Source organism: Paenibacillus sp. alder61, assembly GCF_020179875.1.
Lineage (GTDB): Bacteria > Bacillota > Bacilli > Paenibacillales > Paenibacillaceae > Fontibacillus > Fontibacillus faecis.
The window spans coordinates 238,583-263,396 of the sequence record NZ_JAIUDG010000002.1 but is presented as its reverse complement, the minus strand read 5'-3'; the positions used below and the strand labels follow the sequence as shown (position 1 = coordinate 263,396).

22 protein-coding genes are annotated in these 24,814 nt (G+C 54.7%); 2 read left to right on the top strand and 20 right to left on the bottom strand.

Translation table 11 applies throughout. The annotated features are described in order from the left end of the window. Positions 1-171 precede the first annotated feature (171 nt). Positions 172-711: a 1,2-dihydroxy-3-keto-5-methylthiopentene dioxygenase gene (locus LBW89_RS03140; protein WP_148452414.1), complete on the top strand. Its 540-nt coding sequence runs from the start codon at positions 172-174 to the stop codon at positions 709-711. Between the two features lie 70 nt (positions 712-781). Here LBW89_RS03140 and LBW89_RS03135 read toward each other — a convergent pair whose 3' ends face one another. The 5 genes from LBW89_RS03135 to LBW89_RS03115 form a co-directional block, all read right to left on the bottom strand. Then, positions 782-1,204 carry a FixH family protein gene (locus LBW89_RS03135; RefSeq protein WP_225038439.1) on the bottom strand — a complete coding sequence of 141 codons (423 nt, stop codon included), beginning with the start codon at positions 1,202-1,204 and terminating at the stop codon, positions 782-784. A gap of 38 nt (positions 1,205-1,242) precedes the next feature. Further along, a complete protein-coding gene (locus LBW89_RS03130; RefSeq protein WP_225038438.1) occupies positions 1,243-2,037 on the bottom strand; it encodes an HAD family hydrolase in 795 nt (264 codons plus the stop codon). Positions 2,038-2,097: 60 nt separating this feature from the next. Continuing rightward, a complete protein-coding gene (locus tag LBW89_RS03125; RefSeq protein ID WP_225038437.1) occupies positions 2,098-2,631 on the bottom strand; it encodes a hypothetical protein in 534 nt (177 codons plus the stop codon). A gap of 52 nt (positions 2,632-2,683) precedes the next feature. Then, a complete protein-coding gene (locus LBW89_RS03120; protein WP_148452401.1) occupies positions 2,684-2,857 on the bottom strand; it encodes a DUF896 domain-containing protein in 174 nt (57 codons plus the stop codon). A gap of 200 nt (positions 2,858-3,057) precedes the next feature. Continuing rightward, entirely contained in the window at positions 3,058-3,417 is a 360-nt protein-coding gene (locus tag LBW89_RS03115) for a LysM peptidoglycan-binding domain-containing protein (RefSeq protein ID WP_213504024.1), read from the bottom strand. A gap of 185 nt (positions 3,418-3,602) precedes the next feature. On the opposite strand from LBW89_RS03115, the gene lexA reads away from it, so the two are divergent. Continuing rightward, complete coding sequence (gene lexA, locus LBW89_RS03110) at positions 3,603-4,229, top strand: transcriptional repressor LexA (RefSeq protein WP_148452396.1); 627 nt, start codon at positions 3,603-3,605, stop codon at positions 4,227-4,229. An 867-nt stretch (positions 4,230-5,096) separates the two neighbouring features. Here lexA and glnA read toward each other — a convergent pair. The 15 genes from glnA to cotE form a co-directional block, all read right to left on the bottom strand. Next, positions 5,097-6,425 carry a type I glutamate--ammonia ligase gene (glnA, locus tag LBW89_RS03105; protein WP_148452394.1) on the bottom strand — a complete coding sequence of 443 codons (1,329 nt, stop codon included), beginning with the start codon at positions 6,423-6,425 and terminating at the stop codon, positions 5,097-5,099. A gap of 18 nt (positions 6,426-6,443) precedes the next feature. Next, positions 6,444-6,854: a MerR family transcriptional regulator gene (locus LBW89_RS03100; RefSeq protein WP_148452392.1), complete on the bottom strand. Its 411-nt coding sequence runs from the start codon at positions 6,852-6,854 to the stop codon at positions 6,444-6,446. Between the two features lie 110 nt (positions 6,855-6,964). Further along, entirely contained in the window at positions 6,965-8,218 is a 1,254-nt protein-coding gene (locus LBW89_RS03095) for an aminotransferase class I/II-fold pyridoxal phosphate-dependent enzyme (RefSeq protein ID WP_148452390.1), read from the bottom strand. Positions 8,219-8,247: 29 nt separating this feature from the next. After that, the gene (gene hflX / locus LBW89_RS03090) at positions 8,248-9,561 is read right to left on the bottom strand and encodes a GTPase HflX (protein WP_225038436.1); all 1,314 of its coding nucleotides are present in this window, start codon (positions 9,559-9,561) and stop codon (positions 8,248-8,250) included. Between the two features lie 13 nt (positions 9,562-9,574). Beyond that, positions 9,575-10,552 carry an AAA family ATPase gene (locus LBW89_RS03085; RefSeq protein ID WP_148452386.1) on the bottom strand — a complete coding sequence of 326 codons (978 nt, stop codon included), beginning with the start codon at positions 10,550-10,552 and terminating at the stop codon, positions 9,575-9,577. Positions 10,553-10,720: 168 nt separating this feature from the next. After that, the gene (locus LBW89_RS03080; RefSeq protein ID WP_225038435.1) at positions 10,721-11,395 is read right to left on the bottom strand and encodes a YdcF family protein; all 675 of its coding nucleotides are present in this window, start codon (positions 11,393-11,395) and stop codon (positions 10,721-10,723) included. Then, entirely contained in the window at positions 11,382-11,957 is a 576-nt protein-coding gene (locus LBW89_RS03075; RefSeq protein WP_225038434.1) for a DUF402 domain-containing protein, read from the bottom strand. Before LBW89_RS03075 ends, LBW89_RS03080 begins: the two co-directional genes overlap by 14 nt. A 138-nt stretch (positions 11,958-12,095) precedes the next feature. Next, positions 12,096-14,759: a transglycosylase domain-containing protein gene (locus LBW89_RS03070; RefSeq protein WP_225038433.1), complete on the bottom strand. Its 2,664-nt coding sequence runs from the start codon at positions 14,757-14,759 to the stop codon at positions 12,096-12,098. Positions 14,760-14,915: 156 nt separating this feature from the next. Beyond that, positions 14,916-15,155 (bottom strand): RNA chaperone Hfq, encoded by a 240-nt coding sequence (gene hfq / locus LBW89_RS03065; RefSeq protein ID WP_148452380.1) that lies wholly within the window; start codon positions 15,153-15,155, stop codon positions 14,916-14,918. Positions 15,156-15,180: 25 nt separating this feature from the next. Next, the gene (gene miaA, locus LBW89_RS03060; RefSeq protein WP_225038432.1) at positions 15,181-16,155 is read right to left on the bottom strand and encodes a tRNA (adenosine(37)-N6)-dimethylallyltransferase MiaA; all 975 of its coding nucleotides are present in this window, start codon (positions 16,153-16,155) and stop codon (positions 15,181-15,183) included. Next, positions 16,142-16,924, bottom strand: coding sequence for a class I SAM-dependent methyltransferase (locus LBW89_RS03055; RefSeq protein WP_225038431.1), 783 nt, complete (start codon positions 16,922-16,924; stop codon positions 16,142-16,144). Before LBW89_RS03055 ends, miaA begins: the two co-directional genes overlap by 14 nt. A gap of 17 nt (positions 16,925-16,941) precedes the next feature. Then, positions 16,942-18,978 (bottom strand): DNA mismatch repair endonuclease MutL, encoded by a 2,037-nt coding sequence (mutL, locus tag LBW89_RS03050; RefSeq protein ID WP_225038430.1) that lies wholly within the window; start codon positions 18,976-18,978, stop codon positions 16,942-16,944. A gap of 594 nt (positions 18,979-19,572) precedes the next feature. Continuing rightward, the gene (gene mutS, locus LBW89_RS03045) at positions 19,573-22,335 is read right to left on the bottom strand and encodes a DNA mismatch repair protein MutS (protein WP_225038429.1); all 2,763 of its coding nucleotides are present in this window, start codon (positions 22,333-22,335) and stop codon (positions 19,573-19,575) included. 57 nt (positions 22,336-22,392) lie between these two features. Further along, complete coding sequence (locus tag LBW89_RS03040) at positions 22,393-23,814, bottom strand: putative amidoligase domain-containing protein (protein WP_225038428.1); 1,422 nt, start codon at positions 23,812-23,814, stop codon at positions 22,393-22,395. Positions 23,815-24,115: 301 nt separating this feature from the next. Continuing rightward, complete coding sequence (gene cotE, locus LBW89_RS03035; RefSeq protein ID WP_148452367.1) at positions 24,116-24,661, bottom strand: outer spore coat protein CotE; 546 nt, start codon at positions 24,659-24,661, stop codon at positions 24,116-24,118. Between the last annotated feature and the right edge of the window lie 153 nt (positions 24,662-24,814).

Sequence of the window (24,814 nt, the reverse complement as noted above, 5' to 3'; positions counted from 1 at the left end):
CGTTAAGTTTTAGTTTATCAGATTAAAGCGCCTAAGGAAAGGGAGATCATAAAATTGCTAACCCGCGCCCTCCCTTGATCAATCCAGCTTTTTAGATGAAAAGAAAAGGTCGACAACGGCGGCTCGATCAGCTATAATTCAATCAAACTCAACAGAAAGCGGGGTAATCCTATGGCCGAAATAAGAATAAGAAAAACGAACGAAATTATTTCCGGTGAAGAAAAGGTTCGTGATTTCCTCAACAAATATGAAGTAATCTACGAACATTGGGATACCGAAAAACTCCCTCATGAACTGCGTGAAAACTTCTCGCTGACCGACGAGCAAAAGGCGGCCGTCCTGGAAGCCTACCAGTCCGAGATTCAAGATCTCGCCGCACGCCGCGGTTACCGTACCTGGGATGTGATCACCCTCTCGGAAGCGACGCCGAACATCGAAGAACTGTTGGCCAAATTCGAACAGATCCATACTCATTCGGAAGACGAGATCCGGGCCATCGTATCCGGGGCAGGTACGTTCATTATCAAGGGAGACGAGCAGACCGGTTACTTTGATGTCAATCTGGTCCCGGGCGATTTGATTTCCGTACCGGAAAACACGCCTCACTTCTTTACTCTGACCGATGAACGTAAAGTAGTGGCCGTCCGTCTCTTTGTCGAGGAAGACGGATGGATCGCTCACCCTTATGAAGACCCTGCCTTTCAAAAGTAAGTCGAGCACTTGACTAAAACGCAAACAAGGCTGCTTCCGTCATGGAAGCAGCCTGTTTTTATAAAGCGGACTATTTTACCGTAAATTCCTTCGATGGCATGGAATGCTGATCCCGAGCGGTCACATGGGAAATGACATGGTATGTACCCGGTTCTTCGAATGTCTTCTCCAATACGTACATCCCTTCGCCCGAGCCGGCAACGACTTCCTTGTTGTGTTCACCCTCCGGCGTGTCGTCTTTCCAGTATTCAAACATAACCTCTTTGGCATCGTCCACGTTCTCACCTTGATGGGTGACCTTGGCTTCGAACTTGACCGGCTCCCCTGCGGCCACTTCAGCGGGACTTATCTGAAGCTCCACTTTAATCGGTTCAAGCGCATCGGCATCGGTCGCCGCATGATGGTCCGTCCCCTTCGATTTGCCGCATCCGCTTAATAACACCGCAAACAGCAGGGTCAAAGTGATGATCCAAACACCATTCCTTTTGTTCATGGCGCTTTCCTCCCTACACTCGATTCTTTTCAAAACCCTCAAGCGTATTTCGCGATGATGTCATGCAGTTCCGCCAAATGTTTGATTTCGTAGTCCGGCACAATTTCGTCGGTACGGCTGCGTCCATGCCGGTTGACCCAAACCGTGACCATCCCCACGCTCAGTCCGCCGCAGATGTCGGTCGTCAGTTTGTCGCCGACCATCAAGCTTTCCTGCGGCTCCACGCCCAGCAGTTCCAGTGCATGGCGGAAAATCGACGGATCGGGCTTTCCTTTCCCGAAGGATCCGGAAATGATAACTTCATCAAAGTAAGGCGACAGTTCCGGCACACCGTCAAGCTTTTCCTGCTGAAGGGCAGGACAACCGTTGGTTAACAGAAGCAGTTTCACCTTGCCCTTCAATTCGTCGAGAATGCGGAAGGTTTCTTCATACACATGAGGGCGGGAACGTCTTTCCTTGCCGAACTGCGCGGCCAATTCCCCGGCGAGCGCCTCGTTCTCCACACCGATCCCCTTTAGGCCGCGGCGCCAGGACTCCTTTTGGTAGACGGGAGCGAGTTGTTCCAGCTGGCGGAATTCCGGCTGCTCCCCCGCCGAGAAGGTCGCCCACAATCCCTCAAACGGATTGATCCCGATCATTTTGGTGAACGGAAAGGTTTCATAGGATTCGTACAATGCTCTGGCTTCCTTGCGGACCGATTCCTCCAGGGCTTCGGGATCAATCCCCGCCGCTTCACCCGCTTTTAGGCAGGTCGCTTCAAACGCTTCTTTAATACTGCGCTCATCCCACAACAAGGTGTCATCCAAATCAAAACATACCGCTTTAATGGACATATCTTCACACGCTCCCCCAAAATTGTGAAAAACCGATGTTATATTTATCTACGCTATCCCCTATCCCTTCTCAAAGGACACATGATGCAGTTTGGCATACTGCTCCAAACGTTCCCCCATCGCCTCTGTATCAAAACGGTTGCGCATACGGTAAAACACCCAATTGACGTCTTTGCTTTTCGGAATAATCGTGATTTTCCCGCGGCCCACCTTAATTTTACTGATGTTGTTAGCTTCCAACGCGCGGTCTCTGTTGAATTTGGACGTATACAGCCAGCCTTTATGAATCCGCAAATAAGGCTTTCTGAGAAAAATCGTCAACGCCAAGATCAGATAAAGAACAATGGTGACCCAGAACAACATCGAGTTGACTTCCGAAGCGTTGCCGATCAGCCCCACGACCGCATAAAGGAGAGCCAGCAAAACCAGAACTCCCGGAAGCAGGATATTTCTTCCCCTAAACACCTCGCCTTCCCCTTTGGGCCCTAACGAATACCGGGGATCCTGCCCTCCGCCGCCGATCCGGCTAGGCCCCTTCCCTTTCTTGTTCATACGAACCCGATTGCGTTCAACCTTCCTGTCAAATGAAGCCATGAACTTTCCTCCTACACCTATTGTTTATGTAAGCCAGGCCTTGCGGCCGGCATTATTTATCCACGATTTCAATCGATTCCAGCTGTTGGCGGAAATTGTTCCGGATGTTCTGCAAATAAGTTTCCCGGAGCTGTGCCCGTTCCAGCTTTTCATCCTCCGTCAGACCTTCCGTCTTGTTTTTTCGGGCCAATTCATTGATTCGCTTTACCAATGTATCTATATCCACTTTATTTCCTCCTGTCTGGTCATCCTTATTCTTAAGGCAACAATTCTTACTTTGACATGAGAAAAAGAGCTTGTCAAGGCGGCGGCCCTTAATCCAAGCTCTTTCAGTTTCTTCATATATATAGTCATCTATAGTCACCAAAACAGGACTTATATATAAACAAGGTTAGAAAGCCGTTAAACAAGCCACGCCTATCGGAATCAATCCGGGATAACGAGCATGTCCCCAGGATGAATATCGCTCACGGCTAATCCGTTCGCCCGCTTAATAGCCTCTACATACACACGCGTATCCTTCCCCCGCGGCTTATGAGCAACCGCAATCTCCCATAGCGTGTCTCCCGGCGTAACAATGACGGTTTCCTTGACATGAGAATCCCCGTCTTTGGCGGCGGCAAAAGCGGAAACCACTCCCGTACCGGTCATCGTCAACAAAATCAGTAGAAACACAATCTTCATCATGCGCCGGGTCCATTCCACCGAAGAAAAACCGAAGGCATCCCTCCAAGAGCGGGCAACCGGCTTATTATAAATACTTTGGTATGTAGTATATCTTGGCATATCGATCACTCCCAAACAAATGTTCTTGTTTTCTGATATCAATATAACACGAACACTTGTTTGATTCAATAGTTTTTTAGAACAATTGTTCGTATTTAATAGAAACGTTTAGAACTTATGTTTGTACGAACGGTAGTTCTATGTTATAATTTTTCCAAACGTTACTAATGGGGTTGATGATCGTTATGTCCAAGGTTTCCAGCCGACAACAGGCTATTTTGGAATTTATACGCAACGAAGTTCGAATGAAGGGTTACCCTCCTTCGGTACGCGAGATCGGCGAAGCGGTCGGACTTGCCTCCAGCTCTACCGTACACGGGCATCTGGACCGTTTGGAGAAGAAGGGATTTATCCGCCGGGATCCCACCAAACCGCGGGCCATCGAGCTGCTGGGACAAGAAGAATCCGATTCGCTCGGTATGTTCGCCCACAGCGTGACCCGGGTTCCGGTTGTCGGCAAGGTTACCGCCGGCATGCCGATTACGGCAACCGAGAATATTGAAGATTACTTCCCGTTACCTCAGCAATACTCCTCGGACGGTGAAATCTTCATGCTTTCCGTCGTCGGAGACAGTATGATTGAGGCGGGGATTCACAACGGGGATTATGTGATCGTTCGTAAGCAGCAGACGGCCAACAACGGCGATATTGTCGTGGCGATGACGGAAGATGACGAGGCGACGGTGAAGACTTTCTACAAAGAGAGAGACCATATCCGCCTCCAACCCGAGAATTCGACGATGGAACCAATCCGGCTCAAGAATGTGGTTATTCTCGGCAAAGTCGTCGGATTATTCCGCGACCTGCACTAATTTATTCTAGATGGTATGATGAAGAGGCTCCCTTAGCCGGGGAGCCTTTTTTAGTGTTGGCTGGTTAGACCGTCGTCAAATCGTCTTGCGGTAAATACCGCTTCATGCCGGAACGTTCTTCCCGCCAGATCTTTTTCAGCCAAAGTCTGCGCCGGTGGTATTTTTTCAAAGCGAACACCATATCGCATCAGCTCCTTGGCGTTAGCATGCCCAAAAGCTTGATTTTCATCAGTCGCGGAGTTAAATACGATGCGAGATAACCCCCGTCATATCTGGTCCGCCAAATAAGCAATTAATAAACAAAATAACAACAAGGAACCGTTTAGCACGCGGACGGATTACGTTGTATTCAAACAACTCCTACGTTCGAAGTAACGAGTACACGACGACGACGACGTTAACATCAGTTGCCTATAAGTATATCCAGTGCTCTCCCCTGCCTAGTGAACATTCCACCCCTTCCAACTTAAAAGAGATGCAAATCTGCAGGTATTTATGGCCGATACCCGAGGGAATGCGAAAAAGATGCGAATCTGCATGTTTTTCTAGCGATTTTAGAGAAACGAGCCGGTTTCGTTCAAAATACCTGCAGAATGGCAGGAATTTTTAAATTTATGTTCCGAACAAGAAAAAAACATGCAGATATGCAGAAATTCTATGTTACCAAGGTTATCTGATGAGGGCACTAGATTTATATGTATGCTGATGTTTTTATTACGGGTTACAAAAATGCAAAGTCCGGCTGGCTTACGGGTGTGGCTTAACGGGGGGGCAAAATAGGGGAAACCCCTAATCCTTACCGTCTCCCCGCCAAATGCCCCCTAACAAAAAATCCCCTGAAGCCTACGGCCCCAAGGGATTCCTCGATTAATATAATGTCATGTACTGATCGCGTTCCCATTGATGGACTTGCGTGCGGAACATGTCCCACTCGATTTCTTTCAGTTCATAGAAATGAGTCAAGGCATGGTCGCCGAGCGCCTCGGTAATGATCTCGCTGCGAATCAATTCGCCGAGCGCTTCCTTCAAGTCGGACGGCAGGCTTGGAATGCCTTCTTCCACGCGCTCTTCTTCAGACATCACATAGATGTTCCGGTCTACCGGATCCACGAGCGGCAGTTCGTTCTTGATGCCGTCGAGACCGGCCTTCAACATAACGGCCAGCGCCAGATACGGGTTAGCGGCAGGGTCCGGGTTCCGCACTTCGACACGGGTGCTGAGGCCGCGGGATGCCGGAATCCGGATCATCGGACTGCGGTTGCTGGAAGACCAAGCCACATAGCACGGCGCTTCATAGCCCGGAACCAGACGTTTATACGAGTTCACGGTCGGATTCGTGACGGCGGCAAAAGCGCGGGCATGCTTCAAGATCCCGGCCATGTAATGACGGGCTTCTTTGCTCAGGCCGAGCGTATCGCTCTCGTCGTAGAAAGCATTGACATCGCCTCTGAACAAGGATTGGTGACAGTGCATCCCGGAACCGTTCACGCCGAATAACGGCTTCGGCATAAAGGTCGCATGCAGGCCATGCTGACGCGCAATCGTCTTGACGACGAGCTTAAAGGTTTGAATTTGGTCCGCCGCCTTGATGGCGTCGGCATATTTAAAGTCGATTTCGTGCTGCCCCGGGGCCACCTCATGGTGAGAGGCTTCGATTTCAAAGCCCATTTCCTCGAGCGTCAAAACGATTTCGCGGCGGCAGTTCTCCCCGAGATCCGTAGGGGCCAAATCGAAATAACCGCCTTGGTCGTTCAATTCCATCGTTGGATTGCCCTTCTCGTCGGTTTTGAACAGGAAGAACTCCGGTTCCGGGCCGACGTTCATCGACGTATACCCCATCTCTTCGGCTTCCTTCAGCACGCGCTTCAGAATGCCGCGAGGATCCCCGGCGAACGGCGTGCCGTCAGGCATGTATACATCGCAAATCAAACGGGCTACGCGATCTTCGGCAACCCACGGGAAGATAACCCAAGTATCCAGGTCAGGGAAGAGATACATGTCCGATTCTTCAATCCGCACATAGCCTTCGATGGACGAACCGTCGAACATCATCTTGTTATCAAGCGCCTTCTCCAATTGGCTGACGGGAATTTCCACGTTCTTGATCGTTCCCAACAGGTCGGTAAATTGCAATCGGATAAAACGAACATTTTCTTCTTTGGCAATGCGTAAAATGTCTTCTTTTGAGTAACTCAAGATAACCTCTCCCTACGTTTATATTTTGAAAAAGCGGGACAGCTCCCCTTGGATCAAAGAAACCTGACCCGGTCTTTTCCCTGTGATGAGCTGCTGTTTCAACATACGATAAAGCTGTGAATCCGTCATTTCCTTTCGCTTCTCTTCCGTATCCTTCGTGATGATCGTTGCTTCACCGGAATCCTTGTTCATCGGATTCATGACCTGCTTGATCCCGGCAATGTTGACGCCTTTGTCGATCAAGCCTTTGATCTCAAGCAACCGCTCGACGTCATTGAAGGAGAATAACCGTTGATTCCCTGATGTCCGGGCGGGCACGATCAGTTGATGCTGTTCGTAATAACGAATTTGCCTAGCCGTTAAATCCGTTAGCTTCATAACGATACCGATCGGAAACAAGGCCATGTTTCTGCGAATTTCGTCACTCATCGCTCTCAACCTTCCAGTAAATTAATCATGGCTCTATTCTATGTCAACTATCCTAACATGTCAATAGGTATGTTAGAAATACTTACAGAGATATTTGGATGGCATGTCAACTATATGAGATTCCGCTCCAACATCGTCTGCAGTGCCGTTAGTAGACCGAATTTCACATGAGAGTAGGTCAAGCCGCCCTGCATATATGCGATATAGGGCTCGCGAATCGGAGCATCCGCCGAAAGTTCCAGACTTCCGCCCTGGATAAAGGTTCCCGCCGCCATGATGACCGGGTGCTCGTACCCCGGCATATCCCACGCTTCGGGAACGACGTGACCATCCACGGCCGCGGCGCGTTGGATCCCTTGTACAAAGGCGATCAGCTGCTCCGGACCGCTGAAGGCGATGGCTTGAATCAGATCGGTCCGTTTGGCGTTCCAGCCGGGCCGGCTTTCAAAGCCGGCCTGTTCGAATACCGCCGCCGCCAGGACGCTGCCTTTCAAGGCTTGTCCAACCGTGGTGGGAGCGAGAAACAGCCCTTGATAGATCCCCCGGGTCGTTCCCAGCATCGCGCCCACCTCGGCGCCGATTCCCGGCGCCGTCAGACGGTAAGCCGCCCGCTGTACCAGCTCGGCTCGTCCGCAAATATATCCACCCGTTTCGGCCAGTCCACCCCCCGGATTTTTGATCAGTGAACCCGCGATCAGATCCGCCCCAACCTGGGTCGGTTCCACTTCCTCGGTAAACTCGCCGTAGCAGTTGTCCACAAAGACGAGACAGTCCGGCTTCAGCTCTTTTACCTTACTGACCATTTCGCCGATCTGCTCAACCGTAAAAGAGTCTCTCCAGTCATACCCGCGGGAACGCTGAATGCCGATAACTTTGGTCCTGTCGTTCACCTTGGCGGCGACGGCCTGCCAATCGACCGATCCGTCGGCCAGAAGAGCAGCTTCATCGTAACGGATCCCGAAATCCTGCAAGGAGCCCGTCCCATCCCCCGGTTTGCCGATGACCTTGTGCAGCGTATCGTAAGGACGGCCGGTGATATAAAGCAGCTCATCTCCCGGCCTCAGCATCCCGAACAGCGCGGTCGCGATCGTATGCGTTCCCGACGCAAAATGCGGGCGTACCAGCGCCGCCTCGGCCCCGAACACTTCCGCGTAGACAAGGTCCAGCACCTCGCGCCCCCGGTCGTTATAAGCGTACCCGGTCGAACCGGAAAAATGAAAATCGCTCACTTGATATTTCTGGAACGCTTCGATGACCTTCCACTGATTGCGATCGACGATCCGGTCAATCTCCCGGTATTTTAACTCAACCCGTTGCTCTGCCGCTTCAATCCATTGAACTATTTTTTCCGCGAATACCGCCATGATGACTTTACCTCTCCCCTTAAGTTACTTTACCTCTCATTTATCGGACACTCATGTGCCGGGATGGTGTAAGGAGCGAGAAGATAACCGTATTTAAGAAAATCCTCCTGATTCACATTCACCGAGTAAACCATGTCCTCTTGCTCGCAGTGCTGCGCAATCACATCCCCGATTTTGTACACAATGGGAGTTAAATCGCTGCGCGAAGCGGGAATGCGGAAAGAACGCATTCCGCCGGAGAGGAATTGCTGGACCGACTCCCGGATCCGGTCCATGTCGCTCTCCTTCAAAGCGCTGATTTTCAGCGCATCCTTCACGGCCGGCAGCATCTCCAATTGCTCCGGCTCGCATAAGTCGATTTTGTTGTACAGGACGAGCCTAGGCTTGTTCCCGGCTCCCAACTCCTCCAAAATCCGGTCCACCACCGCCATTTGCTCCAACCGCGCCGCGGATGAGGCATCCACCACATGCAAAATCAGATCGGCTTCATTCGCTTCTTCCAATGTCGCGCGGAAAGCGGCGACCAGATCATGTGGAAGATGCTGAATAAAACCGACCGTATCCGTTAGGACGACCTCCTTGCCGCTCGGAAGTCTCATCACCCGCGAGGTCGGGTCCAAGGTGGCGAACAGCCGGTTCTCCACCAGCACATCGGCGTCGGTCAAAGCGCGGAGGAGCGTCGATTTGCCCGCGTTGGTATAACCTACCAGCGCCAATTGAACGACGCCGTTCTCCTGCCTCCGCGTCCGATGCAATTTGCGGTGCCGCGTCACTTCCGCAAGCTGTCGCTTCAACTCGCCGATCCTCCGGCGGATATGGCGCCGGTCGGTCTCCAGCTTGCTCTCGCCCGGCCCCCGCGTGCCGATGCCGCCGCCCAGGCGCGACAAATTTCTGCCGTGCCCGGAAAGGCGCGGCAGCAAATACGTCAGTTGGGCGAGCTCCACCTGAATGATCCCTTCGCGCGTCTTGGCGCGCTGGGCAAAAATATCGAGGATCAGCTGGGTCCGGTCAATGATTTTGACATCCAGCATCTCCTCGAGATTGCGCACCTGCGCGCCGGAAAGTTCCTGATCGAAAATCGCCGTATTGGCCTGATGTTTCTGAAGAAGCCCGCGCAACTCTAATACTTTCCCCTTGCCGAGGAAGAAACGCGGGTCCGGCTTCTCCCGGTGCTGCACCAACCTTTCCTTCACTTCTACCCCCGCGGTATCGGCAAGCTGTACGAGCTCCTCCAACGAATAGTCCGGATCGGTCCCTTCCTCCTTCGTCCGCTGCGTAATCAGGCTGACCACAACGGCCCGGTCAGGCATCAGAGTCAGTGTATCATAAGGTGTCTTTGTCATCGTCCACGGCTCCTTATTTCTTATCCAGCTTTAAATCCTCCGTGCGAATGGTCATCAGCTCCAACTTGCCCGGCGAACCGCTGGTATATTGACTGAGCAAACGCACGGCCTGTTGGCGGATCGAACGCTCTATGATATTGCGCACATGCCTGGCGTTGCTGAACAGATGCTCGCTCTCGCATTTTTCGCGCAGCAAATGCTGCTGTAATTTGAGTATCGCCTGCGGCATCAAAATATAGTCGCGCTCCTTGACCATCCCCTCGGCGATTTGGATCAATTGATCGATCGTGTAGTCCGGGAAATCAAGCTGGATCGGAAAGCGCGAAGGCAGACCCGGATTCGTGGCCAGGAAAAAATCCATCTCCTCCGAATATCCGGCCAAAATCAAAATAAACTGATTCTTCTGGTCCTCCATCGCCTTGACCAGCGTGTCGATCGCTTCCTTGCCGAAATCCTTCTCGCCGCCGCGAGCCAGGCTGTAAGCTTCGTCGATAAACAGAATCCCGCCGAGCGCTTTCTTGACCAAATCCCGTGTTTTCTGCGCGGTGTGACCGATATATTCCCCTACGAGATCCGCGCGTTCCACCTCGATCAGATGCCCTTTGCTCAGAACGCCCATCTTCTGGAACATCTTCGCGACGATCCGGGCTACGGTCGTCTTTCCGGTTCCCGGGTTCCCTTTAAACACCATATGGTAGACCTGGGCTCCGGATAATAACCCCGCTTCGGAACGCATGGCAGCAATTTGCAGCAATGCAAAGATTTCATACATCAATTCCTTGACGTGCTCGAGCCCGACCAATCCGTTCATTTCCTTTTGCAAGTCGGCAAAAAGACCTTGGTGGGGTAAACTTTTGGTTCCGGCCGCAGCCTCGCTTTCCCCGGAGCTTTGGGAGACGACCGGAGGCTCCGCGCTACGGAGAATGACATTGATTTGTCTCGAAGGTCTTTCCTCGGAAGAACCACTTCTCGCCATTACACGCCCTGACATGTATGGATCACCTCTTATTGGAGTTGTTCAAATCCGTACAAACGCGAATCTTTTTGACGAATGAACAAGCGTTATCGCCGGGAGACGGCAAACTCTTCTTAAATGTATTCTCTCTCCCGCTCCGTTATTAGAAGTTTTACATTTCCATTTCCATTTCCAATTTCAGTTTCATTTCCAGCCAAGGACGAGCAGCAGCTGATCCAGCTTCCACTTGGTGTAGGCCAGCACTTCGCGCAGCGTCGTTTGGGCCGGCTTTAACACCTTCGTTTCGGTCAACGACAATCCCGGATTGCTGTAATTCAAAGTTTCGGCGATTTCCAGCGCACGGTTGCCGTGATACGTATGCGTAAGAATAACCGCGGAAGCGTAGCCCTTTTCTTTCATTAACTCCTGGCTGAACTTCAGGTTTTCGTAAGTGCTCGTCGCCTCATTCTCCAGGATCATATCCGACCGGGGAACGCCGTTCGCTTCCAAATAATTGGCCATCCCCTCGGCCTCGGTGTAGGGATAATCCGGACGATCCAGTCCCCCCGTCAAAATAAACACGCGAAACTTGCCGGCCTTATAATCGCTTAACGCAAGCTCCAAACGTTCCCTGAGCCCGGGGCTGGGCGACTCTCCCCACATCGACGCCCCCAGCACGATGCCGACATCCGCCGGTTCCCCATACGCGCGGTTGGCCGCCGGATTTCGTTCCGCACTGCCGATCTCGGCCAAACAATACAGCACCCAGCAGATCCCAGCCGCAACGCATACCGAAAACAGCCATATCCAGAGCTTCCGTTTTCGCCTTTTCCCCGTCCCCGTGCCGATCCCCGTCATATAACCGTTATACCGTGTCATGGTTCCCTCCCGGCCGCAGGACGTCGTTCAGGACGAAACCGGTGCGATAATGCTCAAGCGACATGGAGAAATACGGAAAGCGATGCTCCCGAATCGCGTGCAGCACCTCGCGGGCCGTCTCCATCGCCATGTCGTAATCGCGCACGGTGATATACCCCCGGGTCAACGCGTCGTCCAACTCATCCTCATCCAATAGAAAGACTTCACCGTTCTTTAATACGACGATATCCAAGTACAGGTCATCAAACCAGGGTACGCCCTGATCCGTCACCCCCTGGATTTTGCACACATCGATGTACCATTCCACGATTTCGCCCTGATCGTCAAACATGGCCGTCACCACGTAATGCGCGCCCTTCGGATAATACTGCAGCCAAGTGTATCCTTTATCGGCGATCCGGAACGTATGACCTCCATACGTTTTCCAGAGCGGATCCTTCAAATCGTAAATGCTGTACATCGTGACATAACCGGTAAACTTCTCGCTGTTCACATACCTCGATTTGAACTGCCGCTGCGTCACACGGCGCCAATTCGCGCGGTCTCCGAATTTTCGCTTCATAAGTAAGATCCCTTTCAACACAATGTACATTCAGCTTATCACATTTAAAAGTCAGGCTCAAAAATGAAATTTTAAAATAATACGTAAAAAAGGCTGGCCCTTCAGCAAATTTCGCTGAAAGTCCAGCCTAATCCAAAGTTACAGTCCGGTGTTCGTACCCGCGTTACCCGTCGGGTCGACAGTAATCCCTTCCGTCGAATGGCCTCCGCCTTCATCCGGCGAAAAGCCCGGATCGGTCGATCCGGAAGAACCATCCCCGGAACCGTCAGGGATTGTCTCTCCCTGACCGTTATCGGAGCCACCCCCGCTATTGTTCCCGGAATGCCCTCCGTTACCGTTACCTTGACCATGACCGTTGTTACCGTTGCCGTTGTTTCCTGAGCCTTGTCCTCCGCCCCCGTTATTCCCGGCCGGAGGAAGGCCTTGGCCGGAGTTGCCTCCTTGATCGGGATTGGAGTTCCCGTTACCTGGATCCACCGATCCGTTGCCGGAACCGTCGCTTCCTCCCATGTCGCCCTGTCCGGGATCGAGATCATCCATCGGCGGCTCCTCGGCTTCGATCATGATCTGAGCAATATTTGATGGATCGCTCTCGACATTGTTGACCGCATCGTAGGCTTTTACGTAGTATTCGTAGCTGCCGCCTGCCGTTACCCCGATATCCTCCGCACCGGGAGCCGTCGCTTCCATATAGAGAGAAAAATCGGATTGCGAGGCTTCGCGGCGGTAAATCCGGTAGACCGCGCCCTCGGTGCTGACACCGGTCCAGTTTAGCGTAACAACCCCGGTCTCCGGACTATACGTCGCCGAGAGATTCGCAGGCTTCGTTACCGTCTCTTCTTCCTGTTTAGGCGGTTCTTCCTTTTTCAAATTTTTCGGAACCGGGAAATCCTTGACCGGTACGCCTTCGAGCGCCTCGCTCATCACCGCCGAGAACAACGCGGCCGCCTGACCGCTGCTGCCGTTCAGCAGGTGGTTTTTGTCCGGTTTATCGTATCCCATCCAGATTGCCGCCGTCCATTCCGGCGTGTAACCCACAAACCAGACGTCCCGGTTTTTGCTGCTTCGGAGGCCTTTGATCCCGTGCTGGGTCGTCCCCGTCTTACCCGCTACAGGCCGGTTCAGTCTGGCGCGTTTCCCCGTTCCGTCGTTAACGACATTTTGCAGCATTTGCGTCATATAGTAAGCCGTTTGCTCACTGAGCACCTTTTTGGCCTTCGCATCATGTCGGTATCTTTCCTTACCGTCATGATCCACGATCGATTTGATCGAGTAAGGCTCGTTGTATTGCCCGCCGTTGCCGAACACACTAAAAGCCCCCGCCATCTCCAGCGTATTCGTCCCATGGGTTAAACCGCCCAAGGCGATCGCCAGGTTGCGATCGTTCTTGTCCATCTTAATCCCCATCTCCTGGGCATACTTGACGCCGGTTCCTACCCCGACCTCGTTAAGAAGCCAGACGGCCGGAATATTCTCCGACTTCGTCAGGGCGGTCGTCATGTCGATCGTTTTGGAATATCCGTGCAAATTCTTCGGACAGTAGTCCCCAAAGCACTGTTTCTCATTGCTGAGCAGCGAAGTCGGGGTGAACTTGCCGCTTTCCAGAGCCGGTGCGTAGGAAACGATCGGTTTAAATGAAGATCCCGGCTGGCGCCGGCTGTCCAGACGGCTAAAGCCTTTCCGCTCATAGTCCCGTCCGCCGAGCAGCGCAACCAGACTGCCATTCTCATGGTTCATGATGACGATGGACCCCTGAACCTGCTGATCGTCCTTGCTCTTTTCGAAAAAGTCGTCGTTGGCGAACGCCTTCTCAACCGCTTTTTGCGCCTGGGCGTCCATCGTCGTATAAATTTTGTATCCACCGCGGTTCAACTGGTCTTCGGTAAGACCGAATTTTTCCTCGGCTTCTTTAATTACGTAATCTTTAAAGGCCTGATAGCTGTCATTTTTGGTCGGTGGCTGATAATTGTAATCCACAGCCTTGGCCTCATCCCGCTCTTCGGCGGAGATATAGCCTTCCTGGTACATTAAGTCAAGCACCACGGCGCGCCGCTGCTTCGACAATTCCGGGTTGCTGACCGGATTGTACTTGGACGGACCCTTAGGGATGGCCGCAAGGGTGGCTATTTCCCACAACTTTAAATCTTCCAGGTTGCTTTTGCCGAAATAGCGCTGGGAAGCGGCTTTAATGCCGTAGGCCCTTTGTCCGAAAAAGATCCGGTTGAGATAAAGCGTAATGATCTCATCTTTTGATTTATGCCGTTCCAAAGCCATTGCGATCGACATCTCCGTTGCTTTGCGGAAAAACGTCTTGTCGAAGTCCAGAAACATGTTTTTGGCGAGCTGCTGGGTAATCGTACTGCCGCCCTCTACGAGGGATCTGGCCATAACGTCCTTGACCGCCGCGCGACCGATGGACCAGAAGTCCACCCCGTTATGCTCATAAAACCGCTTATCCTCGGTAGCGATAAACGCTTTTTTGACCAAATCGGGAACTTTATCCACGGGTTCGCTCTTTTCGATGGACAACTCGCCCATCAGCTTGCCGGTACGGTCATAAACTTTCGACGTTTCATAGATGACCAGCTTGTCTCCGTTTTCCTTTAAGATCTTTTCACCGCTGACCGTGATGTACATAAAGCCTGCAGTCCCGCAGAATATGGCAAAGGCGATCGTGAAAAAAGCGGTCCAAAGCAAGCGTTTGGGCGTAATCTTCTTTTTCTTCTTGCCAGGTTTCTTCGTTTCCGATTTCGCAGAAGGTTTGCTGCTCCGTTCCAATCTGGAAGGTCTGTTGGTAGACATGGTTTTGACTCCCTTCTTCCCGTCTCATATCTCTCTGTATCATGGGACCCTTGCCGGTTTGGGCCCGGAAAGAAAAGAACAACCTATCTTCAGGTTGTTCCGCTTCATTTCCTATACCATTAAACGTGCTGCATTCAAAAAAGTTTCAATTCGGACTTATCCCTCATTCTGGGTATCCTGCATGAGCGATACATTCCGCTGAGGCTGGAACGTGGAGATCGCATGCTTGTACACCATTTGCTGACGGCCGTCGCTGTCGATGACGATGATATAGTTATCAAACGCTTTGATCGTCCCTCTGATCTGGAACCCGTTGATCAGGAAGACCGTAACCGGGATGCTCTCTTTACGCATTTGATTCAGACATGTATCCTGGATGTTAATGGACTTGTTCATTCGCCGTACCCCCAATAGGAATCAATTAGTGTTTAGAATTATATTCAAGATCAGCTGAAAACTTTCCTGCTATTATAGCATGTACGGCTGCAAAATTCGCGGAAAAATTTGTGCCGTCACCCACATCCACCCAAGATATGTCTTTCATATGGCGGAACCAGGAAAGCTGTCTTTTCGCGAACCGACGGGTATCCCGCTTCAGGTTGTCCACCGCGACGTCCAGCGGAACACCGTCCACAAGGTGCTCGGCGATCTCCTTATACCCGAGCCCCTGCATCGATACCAGCTCCGAAGTATACCCCCGGTCCAGGAGATTTTGGACCTCATCGACCAGCCCCGAAGCCATCATTTCGTCAATACGCTGTTCAATACGGTTATAAAGCATTTGGCGGTCCATTGTCAAACCGACCAGGCAGAGCTCGTACGGTGATTGCCTGCTCTGGCGCGCCAAACTGGCCGATAACGGCTGTCCGGTCAGATGGTACACCTCCAGCGCGCGAATCACCCGGCGCACATCGTTCGGATGCAGCCTCCCCGCCGTTTCGGGGTCGATGGCCGCCAGCTTGGCGTGCAGGGCCTCGGGCCCCTGTTCATCGGCCAAACGCTGCTGTTCCGCACGGAACGCCTCATCCGCCCCCGCTTCCGTAAATTGGAATTCGTAGCAGACGGATTCGACATAGAGCCCCGTCCCCCCCACGATAAACGGCAGATGTCCTCGGCCATGAATCTGCGGGATAAGCGACCGGCATTCCTCTTGAAAGCGCGCCACGGAAAAAGCCTCGTCCGGTTCCAGCACATCGATCAGATGGTGAGGAACGCCGTCCATTTCCTCCGGACGGATTTTGGCCGTGCCGATATCCATCCCCCGGTACACCTGCATGGAATCTCCGGAAATGATTTCACAGGAGAACGCCTTGGCGATCTCGATGCTCAGTTTCGTTTTGCCGACGGCGGTCGGGCCGACCAGAACCAGCAGTTTGGGTTTATTATGACTTGTCAAGCGAAATCACTCCGTACGCAATTTTGGTATGGGAGCGGGATTGCGTTTCGAAACCGAGACGCTCGAATTCCCCGCTTCCTTTCTTCTCCTTCAAGACCACCGTCCTGCGGGCAATCCGGCACGCCTGCTCAATAGCTTCGGCATCCAGGCTATCATTGTTCGCATAGGCACGAAGCGGCGAAATCGCCGACGATTCCTGCACCGGATCGCGGAACATCGGGTCGAAGTAAACGACGTCCGCGCTTTTGTCGGGCAGCCTTCTCAGCACTTCAAGATGCTCGGCCCGCTTGACCGTGATGCGGCGCAAAGCCTCGTCAAATTCTTTTACCCCGGATATGTAGTTGGCAAAACCTTCGTGTAGCAAACTCCATAACGGAAGCGAGTCCTCCAGTGCCAGGACGCTTCCCTCGGGTCCCGCGCCGAGGGCGAACACGGCCGCGTCCGCGCCAAGACCGGCCGTGCAGTCGATGATCGTATCGCCCGGGCGAACCCGGGCCGCCTCCAGCATCGGATCCCGCTCCCCTTTCAGCAGCCGTTTGGCCCGGACGAACGCCATACTGGGATGGAACATCATTTCTTCCTGTCCCGGCCGGTAAAGCCGCGCCCCGCCTTCCAGAATGACCAGGATGTCCTGATCGCCGTGACGGGCGGACAGCTTGGCAAGCGACGTCCGGTTCCGCGGAATATAGGGCGCCTCCGCCAGAGCGGCGAGAGCGGCAGCCCTTGACACCGCTTCGCGCGCGGGATGATCTCCTGTCGTTATGATCACAATTCTCGTTCCTCCGTTCACATCACCCGTTTAAACAGTTTTTCCAAATCATAATTGGAAAAGGATACAATGATCGGCCGGCCGTGCGGGCAGGTGTACGGCTGCTTGCAGGCGGCCAGCCGCTGCAGCAGCGTATCCGCCTCTTCGGTCGTCAGCTTCTGGTTCGCCTTGATGGAAGCTTTACAGGAGACGAGGATGGAAGATTTCTCGCGCAGCTTGGCCAAATCGATGGCCCGTTCACTGAGCACCCATTCCGCCATCTCCCGGACGATTTCGGCTTCCTCTCCTCCCGGGAACCAGTACGGACAGGAGACGACCCGAAACGTTCCGCCTCCGAAATGCTCCAGAATCACGCCCGCCCGCTCGAACCACGAGAGACGTTCCTTCAGTTTCTCGCTTTCGGCAGGCGTAAATTCCAGCGTAATCGGAAGAAGCAGTTCTTGCGAAGCGTCGGCCGGATTGCCGAATTTCTCATAGTAATATTCGTAATTCACCCGCTCATGGGCGGCGTGCTGATCGATTAGATAGAGCCCTTGTTCATTCTGGGCGATCAGATAAGTGCCGTGATGCTGTCCGATCAGGGACAGCTCGGGAAACGCCGGCAGCTCGGGCGCGTGTTCCGGAGCGCCGTAGAGCGCCTCCGGCATCGCCGCGGCCGCAGTCCCGCCGGCCGGGGCGGTGCCTCGGACGCCGGGCTGGCCGGCGTCCGGGACCCGGCGCGGCGGCTCGGGCGGCGCCGCAGTGGCGCCGGCGCGCGCTTGTGCGGCGCTCGCGCTGCCGTAGGCCGGCGCCTGCTCGCGCAGCGCGGAGACGCCGCCCGCGGCGAAGGCACCGCCTGGCTGCGGCGGCGCGCCGGAGCCCGCGCCGTAGCGCAAGCCCGCCTCGGGCGCGGCAGGGCTTGCCGCGTTCGCCGGGCTCGCCGTGGCCCCGGCGGCGCTGCCTTGGCCGGCGTCCGCCGGGGCTGCCGCCGCTTCCAGCCGGGCCGCCGGGAAGTGAAACTGCTCCTGGATCACGGAGCCGGAGCCCGACTTCCCGAGCTGCTGCTTGACGACCTGAGGGATAAGGACTTGCTCGGACAGCACGGCGCGGATGCTCTCTTCCACGAACGCGTTCAGCTCCGCTTCCTTGCTGAAGCGCACCTCGAGCTTGGCGGGGTGCACGTTCACATCGACCAGGGAAGGGTGCATATCCAGCGAAATGACGACCAAAGGATAACGGTTGATCGGCAGCAGGGTATGATAGGCCCGCAGAATCGCTTGATGCAGCCCTTGATTGCGGATGAAGCGTCCATTGACGATCGTGGACATCGCGCTCCGGTTGGAGCGGGTCAGCTCCGGCAGCCCGATGAACCCGGAAATGCGGTAATCCAGGTTTTCGGCCGCGATCGGAATCATCGATTTCGACGTATTGATGCCGTAAATGGAAGCGATAACCTGCAAAAGATCCCCGCCGCCCTGGGTTTGCAGCAGGGTGTTCCCGTTGTGCTTGAGCGAAAAGGCGATCTCCGGATGCGCCAGCGCCTGACGGTACATCACGTCGGAGACGTGGCCGAGCTCCGTCTGGATCGTCTTCATATACTTCAGCCTTGCCGGGGTATTGTAAAATAATTCCCGAACCGTGATTTCCGTACCCTGGGGAGCGGCCGTATCCTCATTTTCTTTGAGCGTTCCGCCCTCGATCGCGATCACCCGGCCCAATCCGCTGTCGTTGCTGGAGGAAACCAGCCGGACCTTGGCGACCGCGGCGATACTCGGCAAGGCTTCTCCCCGGAAGCCCAGACTGCGGATTTGAAAAAGATCCCGCCCGGCCGTAATCTTGCTCGTGGCATGCCGGTAAAAAGCGGTTTCGCAGTCCTCGGGCTCGATCCCCGAGCCGTTATCCGTGACCCGGATCAGCTCAAGGCCCCCTTCTTCGACCTGCACCTCTATTTTGCTCGCGCCGGCGTCCACCGCGTTCTCCACCAACTCCTTGACGACCGATGACGGACGTTCGACCACTTCCCCCGCAGCGATCTGGTTCGCGATATGCTCGTCCAGTATAGTGATTTTTGCCACAGCTCGTCCCTCCCTTGCGCTGCTGCTCGATTTACCCGATATTTATCGCTCCCGATTAACGGGATGCACTTTTAGTGCCCCATCAGACATCCTTGATAACATAAAATTCCTGCATATGTGCATGTTTTTTTCCTGGATGGAACAATAATTTCAAAATACCTGCAGATCTGCAGCAATTTTCGGCGAAATCGACTCGGTTCTTCAAAATCGTCAGAAATTCCTGCAATTTTGCATCTTTTTTCGAATCCCCCTGGTGACCAGCCTAAAAAACCTGCAGATTTGCATCTTTTTGGTGTTGGAAGGGTCGGAAAATGCGCCAGGCCCCTTGATCTTCACGGGTTCAATACGATTTTTCTCCTATTTACGATGTCTGGAGGGGCACTAGACTTTTTAACGGACGCAGCAGCCGCTATTTCATGAAAAAAATCCTCATCCGTTCTCTAACAGACGCCATAGCGCCTATTTTGGATTTTCACACACCATAGCTGGCGGTTTTTACGTAATAGCAGCTATGATTTCCGTTACCTTTTTAAAAAGGTTCCTTGATACGAAATAGCGGCTATTATTTCCCTTAGCATAGACAGCCCGCACTCGTTACAAATGCTTGGCCTTTTGCTTGAGTTCATTCACCAGTTGCATCGCTTCGAGCGGCGTCATGTTCATCAGGTCGGCATTCTTGACCATATTCACGATCTGACGCATTCCGGCATCCTCCGCCGCAGCCGGTTTCGGCTTCTTCGCCGGGGGCTCGTCGTCAAAAATCGACAGCTGCACGACACCGGCCTCGGATTTCTCCGCTAGATCACCGCCGACTTGCTCCGCTCGAGCCTGCGCCTCCTCCGCAACGCGTCGAACCGCCTCACTCTGCGCCTCCGCGGCTTGGACCGTCGCCACGTTCCCCACGGTCTCCCCTGCAGCGGCGGCCGCTGCTTGCACCTCGTCGAGGCTTCCCGCGGTCACGGCGGCGGCGGCTTGCTCAAAGCCTTGAAGCAAGCCGTAAGCCCGCTCGATGATTCCGCCCGGCAGCCCCGCGAGCCGGGCGCAGTAAATGCCGTAGCTCGTGTCGGCCGCACCCGGGACGAGCTTCCGGAGAAAATGCACCTTGTCCCCGCTTTCCTGGACGGCCATGCGATAATTGCGCAGGCCGGACAAACTGTTTTCCAAGTGCGCGAGTTCGTGGAAATGCGTCGATACGAGCGCCTTGCAGCCGATATGATCGTGCACGTACTCGATCACGGCCTGTGCGATCGCCATTCCCTCGCTGGTCGAAGTCCCGCGGCCCAGTTCGTCGATAATGATCAGACTGCGGGAGGTCGCTTTTTCGGTCATCACTTGGATATCGGCCATTTCCACCATAAAGGTGCTCTGTCCGCCGATCAGATCGTCCGCCGCACCGATTCGCGTAAAGATCCGGTCCACCAGCGGTATCTCCGCCCGGGCGGCCGGAACGAAGCTGCCGATTTGCGCCAATATGGAAATGAGCGCAACCTGCCGCATATATGTGCTCTTGCCCGCCATGTTCGGGCCGGTAATGAGCAGGATGCTGGCCTCTTCTCTTTTCAGCTCCGTGCCGTTCGAAATGAAAGCCGTATCCTTCATCACGGATTCGACCACCGGATGGCGCCCCTGCTCCACGACGAGATTATAGCCGTCCGTAAGCACGGGTTTGACAAACCCGCCCTCGGAGGCGACCACCGCCAAGGAACGGAGGACATCGATCTCGGCGATCTTTTCGGCGAGACGCTGCAGCCGTTCGATCTCCGCGGCGATCTGTTCACGGATCTCGTTAAACAACCGGTACTCCAGATCGGCCATCTGTTCCTCGGCCTCGAGGATGAGCGTTTCCTTCTCTTTCAGTTCCGGCGTTACGAACCGCTCGGCGTTGGCCAGCGTCTGTTTCCGTTCGTAGCGTCCTTCCGGCAGCGCCGACAGGTTGGACTTCGTCACTTCGATATAGTAGCCGAACACCTTGTTGTAGCCGATTTTCAGCGATTTGATGCCGGTCGCCTGACGTTCCGCCGCCTCCAGCTCCGCAATCCAGCGCTTGCCGTTCGTGCCGGCCAGGCGCAGCTCGTCCAGCCGGGCATGGAAACCGCCCTTAATGACTCCGCCGTCCCGGACCGACACCGGCGGTTCGTCCGCAATCGCCGTTTCGATCAATTGGGCCAAATCGCCGCAATCGTCCATATCCGCCGCGATGGCCCGGAGCGTAGAGGATGGGGATGCCGCGCAAAGCTCTTTGATCGCCGGAACCTGCCGCAGCGATGCTTTCAACGCGATCAAATCGCGCCCGTTGGCGCTGCCGAAGGCGATCCGGCCGGTGAGCCGCTCCAGATCGTAAATTTCCAGCAGCGACTGGCGCAGGTCTTCCCGCAGGATAAACCCGTTATACAGGGCATCCACCGCCTCCAGCCGCTCTTCGATCCGGCTGCGCTGCAACAGCGGCTTGTCGATCCAGCGCCGCAGCAGCCGCGCTCCCATCGACGTTTCCGTCCGGTCGAGCAGCCAGAGCAGCGAGCCTTTCTTCGAACGTTCCCTTACCGTTTCCACCAATTCCAGGTTGCGGCGGGTGAACGGGTCCAAGATCATATACTGCTCGGGTTCGTAGGCGGAAATTTTCGTCAGCTGGCCGAGCGAACGTTTCTGCGTTTCGGCCAGATAACCGACGAGCAGCGCGATGCATTCCCGGCGCTCGCTCTCCAGCCGGATCCAGGCGGCTTCGCCGAACTGCTGGCGGCCGGCTTCATCTTTCCCCTTGTCCCAAGGGGTAAACACGATCGCCTTGCCGAGCGGAGCCGCCTGCTCGCGGATCCAGTCCAGCAGCGCCTCATCTCCGATCACTTCGGAAGGATCGTAGATCCCCACCTCATCGCGCAGCCATTCCTTGCTCGCCGGGGCCGACGTCACGTACAGCTCGCCGGTCGAAAGATCGCAGGACGCCACCGCCATCAGGCCGTCCCGTTCCGTGACGCACATCAGATAGTTGTTGGCGCGTTCGCCGACGGTCTTCCCTTCCATCACCGTACCCGGCGTGACCACGCGGACGATTTCCCGCCGGACGACGCCCTTGGCGGCGGCGGGGTCCTCCACCTGCTCGCAGATGGCGACCTTGTAGCCCTTTTCGATGAGACGGTGTATGTAGTTCTCCGCCGAATGGTACGGCACGCCGCACATCGGAATTTTCTCCTCCGCGCCGCCTTCGCGGCCGGTCAACGTGATTTCCAGTTCCTTGGAAGCGAGCAGCGCGTCGTCAAAGAACATTTCATAAAAATCCCCCAGCCGAAAGAACAGAAAAGCGTCCTGCGCCTGGGCTTTGACACTCAAATATTGTTGAATCATCGGCGTATAAGTAGCCATGAGCACCCTCCAAATTTCCTTTCATAGATTTCTATTATACCAGAAAGGGAGGAAGGCTTACGAGTCGGTTTGCAGTTTCCACGGCCGGCGGATATCCGCGGATTCGTCCCAGACCCGGCCGGACCGGACGGCCTCGAGAAAAGGGGCGATATATTCCGCGTACTCCGGATACCCGGGCGACGCGGCGATATCTTTCGCAAGCTCGGGCCACACTTTGCGAAGCGCTTCCTTGCGCGCATGATAGAACGCCTCTCGTACTGCCACCTCATGCAGCGGCCGTCTCCGCAGCAACCGGTAGTCTTTGAGGATCAGGCCCGCCAACCCGAGCACGCCCTTCGCCACCAGCGGCGAAATCAAAAAACTGGGCAGCGTGCGGTACTCGAAACCGCCGTAATCCTTTCGGCGGAAATCGCCCAAAAAACCGTACTGCGGGCGACGCCCCGCACTTCGGCTGTCCTCGAGCAGCGCCGTCGGCAGCGCGAGATAGTTGTCGAGCGTGCGCAGCAGTTCCCCGGTCAGCGGGACTCCGCTGAAATGCAGATGCCCGCCCAAGGGAAAGCCGCGCTGCGGCATCCCCCCAGCCAGCCATAGCAGCTCGCCGTCGGTGATGGCGGACTTCGCCGCACGGAAGGCGCGCAGCAGCTCGCGGGCGGCGTCCCGCGGTTCCCTTCCCGGCGCGGGACGCAGCTCGGCGACCGGGAAGAGCCGCCGGCCCCGGTAGCGGAGGATATCGCAGCCCGCGATGCCTTGCCGCCCCAGGTAACGGGAGGCCTGCACCACTTTTTTGGTTTTGCCGTTATAGAGCAAAAACTCCGGATCCATCCCGATCAAGCGCTCGGAGATGCGCTCGTCCGCCTCCTCCAGCTCCCGGAGCAGCCCGGCCATCGCTTCGGCGAAAAGAGCCACGGCTCTTGTCCCCCCACAGGTCGGCGAGGGGTTCAAGTTCTCTATCGTATAGCACCCTTCCTCCCCGGCCCGGATCACCGCTTCCCCGAAATCGAGACCAAAGGTATAAAGAGCCCGGACGGCCGTCTTCTCCAGGCGTCTCCATAGCGGTGAAGCCGGATCCGGCTGCCCCCCCGCTCCCGGCAGAGGCATGGTGCCCGGCGCCTGAACCGGAACCACGGTCAGAGCCCGCAGGTTGAACACGGCGACGGCATAGCGCCGCACGAAACCGTTTCTCGCGCCGGTTTGTTCCTTGTGCCCGGCGAATTCCGCAGGCAGCCCGGCCGAACGCAAAGCGGCCTCGACGCGGTCCCGCGGGATCGAGGCGAAGCGAACCGCCTCGCTATTCAGCTCCCATTCCTCCACCTCCGCCGGACGATGGAAGCCTGGCTTCTCCGGCGGCCCGTATAGCAGCTCCGCTTTGGATTTCCTGTGCAGTTTATTGACCCCGCCTTGTTCCAATAACGCTCGCGTTAATTTGCGGCTGAAGTCGTCGCTAGCCGACTTGATTCTCAATATATGCCTCGTTTTCATACCACGGCCCCTTTTTTTCTCGGCACTACTTTTTAAAGAATGGTTGCGTCTCAAAATAAGGCCCCAAAGGACCTCTATTTCACACCGAAGAACCAAATTCGAAAATCGCGCCGCAAATTGCCCTTATCCCCCCGCCCGGCTTCAAAGGGAGGTTGTTACAGTTTTAATGAGAAATCGAAGCGAACCGCTCAAAAAAAAACAAAAAGAGGGCAGCCGCCCTCGACGACGACGCCCCTGCCGCATATAGTAGACCATAACTGCATATTCAAATTGCCGGGAAGATTAAAACAGCCACAGCCTCTTACAATTCGTCGTCGAGGAGGTCCGGATCCAGATCTTCGTAATCCCCGAGCTCGGATCCAAAATCGTAATCTTTGTCCCCGTCCACACCGCCAGGTACGACAAGAACGTTCAGCTTCGTTTCGGCCACAAGCTCGACGGCGAATTCCCGCTCGACGCGAATCGCCACCCGCCCGTCTCCCGATACGCTGGCTTCAACAGTGCTCGGTTCCTGCGTTGCCTCCGCGGTAACCTCCACTGTTGAAGCCCGATGTCTGGAATCCAGGTAACTGAGCGGCACATTTTCCACGTACGACACGGTCTCCTTGGCAACCTCGGTCTGCGAATTTCTGTCATAGGAGTACCAGATGTTGATATCGTAAGTACCAATAACTTCAATTCCGTCTCCCGCCGCGACGGCTTCGTACTGGTGGTTGATAATCCACGCCCCCAGTATGCTCGTCGGTTTGTGTGGCGGAGTCACGGTATGTGTTACGGTAGAGAACTTACGACCTTTTCCGCAGATCGCTTTCGTGATGATCTCTCTACTTTGATATTTCAATGACATGATTGAAACCTCCTCCATACATCATTCACTACATATGTATGCAGGAACTGGGCGAATGTTGAATAGCCCAAGAGAAATAAATATGTGAAAGAAGCCCGGCTCTTTCCCCGGGCTCCTTCTTTTACTATTTATTTGGCGCAACTTCCATATTTT

Coding starts and splice junctions, on each gene's coding strand:
- LBW89_RS03140 (WP_148452414.1), top strand. CDS start 172: ATGGCCGAAATAAGAATAAGAAAAACGAACGAAATTATTTCCGGTGAA.
- LBW89_RS03135 (WP_225038439.1), bottom strand. CDS start 1,204: ATGAACAAAAGGAATGGTGTTTGGATCATCACTTTGACCCTGCTGTTT.
- LBW89_RS03130 (WP_225038438.1), bottom strand. CDS start 2,037: ATGTCCATTAAAGCGGTATGTTTTGATTTGGATGACACCTTGTTGTGG.
- LBW89_RS03125 (WP_225038437.1), bottom strand. CDS start 2,631: ATGGCTTCATTTGACAGGAAGGTTGAACGCAATCGGGTTCGTATGAAC.
- LBW89_RS03115 (WP_213504024.1), bottom strand. CDS start 3,417: ATGCCAAGATATACTACATACCAAAGTATTTATAATAAGCCGGTTGCC.
- lexA (WP_148452396.1), top strand. CDS start 3,603: ATGTCCAAGGTTTCCAGCCGACAACAGGCTATTTTGGAATTTATACGC.
- LBW89_RS03100 (WP_148452392.1), bottom strand. CDS start 6,854: ATGAGTGACGAAATTCGCAGAAACATGGCCTTGTTTCCGATCGGTATC.
- LBW89_RS03095 (WP_148452390.1), bottom strand. CDS start 8,218: ATGGCGGTATTCGCGGAAAAAATAGTTCAATGGATTGAAGCGGCAGAG.
- hflX (WP_225038436.1), bottom strand. CDS start 9,561: ATGACAAAGACACCTTATGATACACTGACTCTGATGCCTGACCGGGCC.
- LBW89_RS03085 (WP_148452386.1), bottom strand. CDS start 10,552: ATGTCAGGGCGTGTAATGGCGAGAAGTGGTTCTTCCGAGGAAAGACCT.
- LBW89_RS03080 (WP_225038435.1), bottom strand. CDS start 11,395: ATGACACGGTATAACGGTTATATGACGGGGATCGGCACGGGGACGGGG.
- LBW89_RS03075 (WP_225038434.1), bottom strand. CDS start 11,957: ATGAAGCGAAAATTCGGAGACCGCGCGAATTGGCGCCGTGTGACGCAG.
- LBW89_RS03070 (WP_225038433.1), bottom strand. CDS start 14,759: ATGTCTACCAACAGACCTTCCAGATTGGAACGGAGCAGCAAACCTTCT.
- hfq (WP_148452380.1), bottom strand. CDS start 15,155: ATGAACAAGTCCATTAACATCCAGGATACATGTCTGAATCAAATGCGT.
- mutS (WP_225038429.1), bottom strand. CDS start 22,335: ATGGCTACTTATACGCCGATGATTCAACAATATTTGAGTGTCAAAGCC.
- LBW89_RS03040 (WP_225038428.1), bottom strand. CDS start 23,814: ATGAAAACGAGGCATATATTGAGAATCAAGTCGGCTAGCGACGACTTC.
- cotE (WP_148452367.1), bottom strand. CDS start 24,661: ATGTCATTGAAATATCAAAGTAGAGAGATCATCACGAAAGCGATCTGC.